Annotated in this window: 6 protein-coding genes and 1 pseudogene; 4 read left to right on the top strand and 3 right to left on the bottom strand. The window is 73.9% G+C overall.

What is annotated here, in order from left to right; genetic code table 11:
- The 3 genes from GTR00_RS13780 to GTR00_RS13770 all read left to right on the top strand — a co-directional run.
- Positions 1 to 827: DUF4097 family beta strand repeat-containing protein (locus tag GTR00_RS13780; RefSeq protein ID WP_166612183.1), on the top strand; the 827-nt coding region annotated here is incomplete at its 5' end.
- A 124-nt stretch (positions 828 to 951) separates the two neighbouring features.
- A complete protein-coding gene (locus GTR00_RS13775) occupies positions 952 to 1770 on the top strand; it encodes an ABC transporter ATP-binding protein (RefSeq protein ID WP_166612182.1) in 819 nt (272 codons plus the stop codon).
- Positions 1767 to 2576, top strand: coding sequence for an ABC transporter permease (locus GTR00_RS13770; RefSeq protein WP_166612181.1), 810 nt, complete (start codon positions 1767 to 1769; stop codon positions 2574 to 2576). Before GTR00_RS13775 ends, GTR00_RS13770 begins: the two co-directional genes overlap by 4 nt.
- Before the next feature lie 88 nt (positions 2577 to 2664).
- Here the strand turns inward: GTR00_RS13770 and GTR00_RS13765 are convergent, their stop codons facing one another.
- Positions 2665 to 3522: a class I SAM-dependent methyltransferase gene (locus tag GTR00_RS13765; RefSeq protein ID WP_166612180.1), complete on the bottom strand. Its 858-nt coding sequence runs from the start codon at positions 3520 to 3522 to the stop codon at positions 2665 to 2667.
- 60 nt (positions 3523 to 3582) lie between these two features.
- On the opposite strand from GTR00_RS13765, the gene GTR00_RS13760 reads away from it, so the two are divergent.
- Positions 3583 to 4206 carry a PadR family transcriptional regulator gene (locus tag GTR00_RS13760; RefSeq protein WP_166612179.1) on the top strand — a complete coding sequence of 208 codons (624 nt, stop codon included), beginning with the start codon at positions 3583 to 3585 and terminating at the stop codon, positions 4204 to 4206.
- 136 nt (positions 4207 to 4342) lie between these two features.
- On the opposite strand, the pseudogene GTR00_RS26415 reads toward GTR00_RS13760, so the two are convergent.
- Positions 4343 to 4669: pseudogene (locus GTR00_RS26415) on the bottom strand (hypothetical protein); the annotation flags it as partial.
- Between the two features lie 109 nt (positions 4670 to 4778).
- The coding region (locus GTR00_RS13755) for a GDSL-type esterase/lipase family protein (RefSeq protein ID WP_240900165.1) at positions 4779 to 5373 on the bottom strand (595 nt) is incomplete at its 5' end.

Genomic DNA, 5373 nt, shown 5'->3' with positions numbered 1-5373 from the left:
CGCCCCACCCCGTCCCGGTCGTCGTGGACGTCCCCTTCGCGAACCTGCACGTCGTCGCCGGCGAGCGCGAGGACGTGGTGGTGACCGTGCTGCCCACCGACCCCGCCAAGTCCGGCAGCGTGCGCGCCGCCGAGGAGGTGCGCGTGGTGCGCGAGGGGGAGGCGGTCTCGGTCACCCACCCGGGCTCCTGGAAGCAGTTCGTCCTGCCCTTCGCCGCCGGCGGCACCGACATCACGGTCGAACTGCCCACGGGCTGCGACCTGCGGGGCAAGACCGGCTCGCTGCACGCCGAGGGCGCGCTCGGGGCGGTGCAGGTGACGCTGTCCGCCGGTGACGCCCGCCTGGAGGACGTCGAGCGGCTGGAGCTGAAGGCCTCCGCGGGCTCCGTCGCGGTCGCCCGGGTGGCGGGGGGCCTGGACGTCAAGGCCAGCGCCGGTTCCGTGCGCATCGGCGAGGTCGCCGGTCACGGCACGATCCGCGCCGGCAACGGCACCACGACCGTCGGTGCGCTCACCGGCACCCTGCAGGTGCACGGCGCGCACGCCGACATCGAGGTCAGCCACGTCCACGGCACCCTCACGGCCAGGTCCGCCCACAGCGGCATCCGGGTCGGCGCCCTGCACTCCGGCCGCGTCACGCTCACGAACTCCTTCGGCTCGATCGAGGTGGGCGTGCCCGCCGGGACCGCCGCCCACCTCGACGTCAGCTCCGAGCACGGCAGCGTCCGCAACCACCTCACGCCCACCGACGGGCCCGTCGCGGACGAGGCCACCGCGGAGGTCCACGCCAGCACCGGCTACGGCGACGTCATCGTGCGCCGCTCCTGACCCCGGGCGACCGGGAGGGAGCGAGCGGGACGCCGGCGAGGACCCGGCGGCTGCGAGGCCACCGGCACGAGCAGCCGCCCCAGCACAGCACCGGCACTGTCCACCGAGGAACGGAGAACCGGCGATGACCACCGATCAGGTCCGTGGACCCGCCATCCAGGTCCACGGCATCGAGAAGTCCTTCGGCGACACCCGGGTGCTGCGCGGGGTCGACCTCGACGTGCGGGCGGGGAGCATCCTCGCGCTGCTCGGCTCGAACGGGGCGGGCAAGACCACGCTCGTGCGGATCCTGTCCACGCTGCTCAAGGCCGACGCCGGCACCGCCGCGGTCAACGGCTTCGACGTCCGCGCCGACGCCCCCCGCGTGCGCGCGTCCATCAGCCTGACGGGGCAGTTCGCCGCGGTCGACGAGGTCCTCACCGGGCGCGAGAACCTGGTGCTCGTCGCCAAGCTGCGACACCTCGAGCACCCGGGCGCGATCGCCGACGAGATGCTCACCCGCTTCTCGCTCACCGCAGCGGCGGGACGCAGGGCCGCGACCTACTCCGGCGGCATGCGCCGCCGGCTCGACATCGCGATGAGCCTGGTCGGCGACCCCCCGGTCCTCTTCCTGGACGAACCCACCACCGGACTGGACCCCGAGGCGCGCAACGAGGTCTGGAGGACCGTGGAGCAGCTGGCCCGGGCGGGCACCACGGTCCTGCTGACCACCCAGTACCTCGACGAGGCCGAGGAGCTCGCCGACCGGCTCGCCATCCTGCACCGGGGCACGATCGTGCAGAACGGCACCCTGGCCGAGCTCAAGCAGCTCCTGCCACCGGCCACGGTCGAGCACGTCGAGAAGCAGCCCACCCTGCAGGACGTCTTCCTCGCGCTCGTCGGCGAGCCCGCCGACACCGCACTCCCCCCCCACAGCGCGCCGACCGGAGGCGAAACCCGATGAGCACCCACGTGCTGGACGAGACCCACGTCCCGAGCGGCCGTTCCCTGCGCCACGTGCTGGGCGACACCGGCGCCCTGACCGGCCGATCGCTGCGCCACGTGCTGCGCAGCCCCGACACGATCATCACCACCGCGCTCACCCCGATCGCCTTGATGCTGCTGTTCGTCTACGTGTTCGGCGGCGCGATCGACACCGGCACCGACGAGCCGTACCTGGACTACATGCTCCCGGGCATCCTGCTCATCACGATCGCCTCCGGGGTCGCCTACACCGCCTACCGGTTGTTCCTGGACCTGCAGGGCGGCATCTTCGAACGCTTCCACTCCATGCCGATCACCAGGTCGAGCGTGCTGTGGGCGCACGTGCTCACCTCCCTGACCGCGAACCTCGTCTCCGTCGCGCTCGTGGTGGGCGTCGCGCTGCTGATGGGCTTCCGCACCGGGGCGTCGGTGGCCGGCTGGCTCGCCGTGGCCGGCATCCTGGTCCTGTTCACCCTGGCGCTGACCTGGATCGCCGTGATCGCCGGGTTGTCGGCCACGTCCGTCGACGGCGCCAGCGCCTTCAGCTACCCCCTGATCCTCCTGCCGTTCGTCAGCTCGGCGTTCGCGCCCACCGACTCCATGCCCGCCCCGGTGGCGTGGTTCGCCGAGAACCAACCGGTGACGTCGATCGTGGCCACCCTGCGGGCCCTGTTCGCCGAGGGACCCGTCGGCACCGACACCTGGATCTCGCTGGCGTGGCTCGTCGGCGTCCTCGCCCTCGCCCACGCCGTCGCCCTGGCCAGCTACCACCGCAAGACCGGCTGAGCGACCGGGCTCCAGTCGTCGGTGAAGGTGCGGCGGAAGCGCTGGCCGGCGGTCCGGGTGAGCGCGGGGCGGGGGTGCCGGGCGGTGCTCATCCCCGACGGGCGCTCACGATCCAGGTGGCGGAGTCGAACTGCACCCCTCGGGCGCCGGCGTGCTCGGCGAGCGTCTCGCGCAGGGCCTGCGCGGCTCGCGGCCTCTCAGCCGGCCGGCGCTGCTGCAGCATCCACCCGAGCAGTCCCAGCAGGAAGTCGTGCGCGTCCTCCACCGTCGCGCCGTAGGTGGCGGGCCGCGCCAGTCCGGTGACCTCGACGTCGCAGAAGCCGGCGCGCGCGAGCAGGCGCGAGACCCGCTCCGGCTCGCTCATCGAGAAGGGCCCCGGGCTGCCCGGCGGGGGCGCCGGGACGGTGCCCAGCAGCGCACCGGTGAAGGCGGCGAACCACGGGTTGCGCTCGCTCGGTTGCCACGTCAGCAGCGTCAACCGGCCGCCGGGGCGCAGGGCGCGGCGGATGTTGGCGAACGCCTGGTCGGGATCGCCGAAGAACATGGCACCGGTGCGGCTGATCGCCGCGTCGAAGCCGGCGGGGGCGAAGGGGTGGACCTGGGCGTCGGCGCGTTCGAACCGGGCGTTGCCCACACCCTGCTGCCGCGCCAGCGAGCGGGCGACCTGGAGCATCGGCGAGGAGAGGTCGACACCCAGCGCCGTTCCTCGCTCGGCGGTCCGGGCGGCGGCCAGGGTGGTCGCACCCGTGCCGCAGCCGATGTCCAGGACGTCGTCGTCGGGGCCGAGACCGCAGGCCGCGGCGAAGGCCGGCTGGTGGTCGGCGAGCACCGCGTCGAACCGGCGGTGGTGCGCCGCCCAGTACCGCCCCTCCGCCCCGTCCCAGGCGTCCGCCTGGGCGTGGTTGCTCGGGTCGACGCCGCGCGGGTCGATGTCGCTCCGGTCCATCGGGGCCTCCCACCACTATGCTCTCTTTGGGAGTACCTAATGTCGTCCCAAGGGGAGTAAATGTCAAGCGATCGCGCCACCGGCACCTCCTACGCCCTGCTCGGCCTGCTCGCCGTGCGCCCGTGGAGCACGTACGAGCTGACCCGGCAGATGGACAGGAGCCTGCGCCGGATGTGGCCCCGAGCCCAGAGCAAGCTCTACGAGGAGCCCAAGAAGCTGGTCAGGCTGGGCTGGGCCAGCACCCGCACCGAGAACGTCGGCCAGCGCCCGCGCACCGTGTACTCCATCACCGACGCCGGCCGCGGCGCGCTGGCCGGCTGGCTGGCCCAACCGGGAGAGGGCCCGGTCCTGGAGTTCGAACAGCTCGTCAAGCTCAGCTTCGCCGAGCACGGCTCACGCGCGGACGCGCTGGCGACCGTGGCCGCAGCCCGGCAGTGGGCCCAGCGCCAGAACGAGGAGAACCTCAGCGCAGCCCGCGAGTACGCCGCGGGGGAAGGGGACTTCCAGCACCGCGCAGCACAGGGGATGCTCGCCGGAGCCTTCTTCACCGACTTCTACGCCCTCGTGGCGCGCTGGGCGGACTGGGCCGGCGCACAGATCGAGGCCTGGCCCGAGGACCCCGCACGCGCCACGGCCGACCCCGACGAGCTGGCAGCCATCGCACGACGAGCCGACTGGAGCTGACCGCACCCGGGGCGCGCCTCGCCACCGAGCACCCTCGGCGCTGCGAGCGGTGCGTGAGCACGGCGGGTGCGCGGCACCACCCCGGCGGCGCGGGGAGCACCCGCTCCATGATCTCGCAGACGTCGCCGTCGGGCTCCCGGAAGTGGCTCCGGGTGGCGGCGTCCGTCGACTGCGGCGCCCCGATGAAGGTGGCGCCGGCAGCGAGCACGCGGCTGCGCGCCGCCGCGAAGTCGTCCACGAGCAGACCCACCACCGGCCCGGTCCGGAAGGAGTCGTGCTCCGCGTCGCCCTCGCCGTAGACGTGCAGCTCCTCACCGCTGTCCAGCTCGTGGAACGCCGCCTCCGGCGAGCTCTTGACCGGTTCCAGGCCCAGAACGTCCTCCAGCAGCGAGCGCATCGCGGCCGCTCGCGAGGTGCGGACCCCCGTGAACGCCGAACCCGTGACTCTCGCCCCGTGCTCCACTCGCTGAGCCCCGCCGCGCGGTGGCGGGCCGCCGTGCGGCTCCGTCGGAGGCGGCCCTGCCCTCACCGCGTCACGCTCCCGCCGCGGCGCGCTCCGCCGGAGACGACGGTCAGGCGGCCTCGCGCTGCGCAGCGGCGGCGTCGCGGACGAGGTCGCGCAACTGCTCCAGGTCGATGGTGGCGGCCATGGCCTGGAACCCGGCGCGGTTGGGGTGCAGCCCGTCGCCGGGGCCGCCCACGGAGGTGTTGGTGTCGTAGGCGGGCAGCAGCCGGCTGGGGTCGGCGGGGTCCTCGGTGGCGGCGGCGAAGTCGGCCACGGCGTCGAAGACGTCGCTGGAGCGGATGAAGTCGTTGATCTCGCGCCGTTCCGCGTCGGTGCGCGCCGAGCCGTAGTCCGGGTCCACCGTGCTGCCGCCCGAGGGGGTCAAGGTGGCGCCGATGAGGGCGATGCCGCGCTCGTCCAGGCGGGCTGCGACCTCGCGCATGCCGGCGATCACCTGCTCGGCGGTGGCGGCGCCGCCGCCACCGAGGTCGTTGATGCCCTCCAGCCAGATGACCGCGCGCACGCCGGGCTGGCTCACGACGTCCTGCTCGAGGCGGTCGGCGGCGCTGGGCCCGTCGCACGGCTCGCAGCCACCGGGCGGGCGCCCGATGCGGGTGACCGTGTTGCCCCCGATGCCCTGGTTGACCACGGAGATGACCTCC

This window comes from Kineococcus indalonis (assembly GCF_009906395.1).
Lineage (GTDB): Bacteria > Actinomycetota > Actinomycetes > Actinomycetales > Kineococcaceae > Kineococcus > Kineococcus indalonis.
Note: the sequence above shows the minus strand (reverse complement) of the source record. Positions and strands in the feature narration are given on the sequence as shown.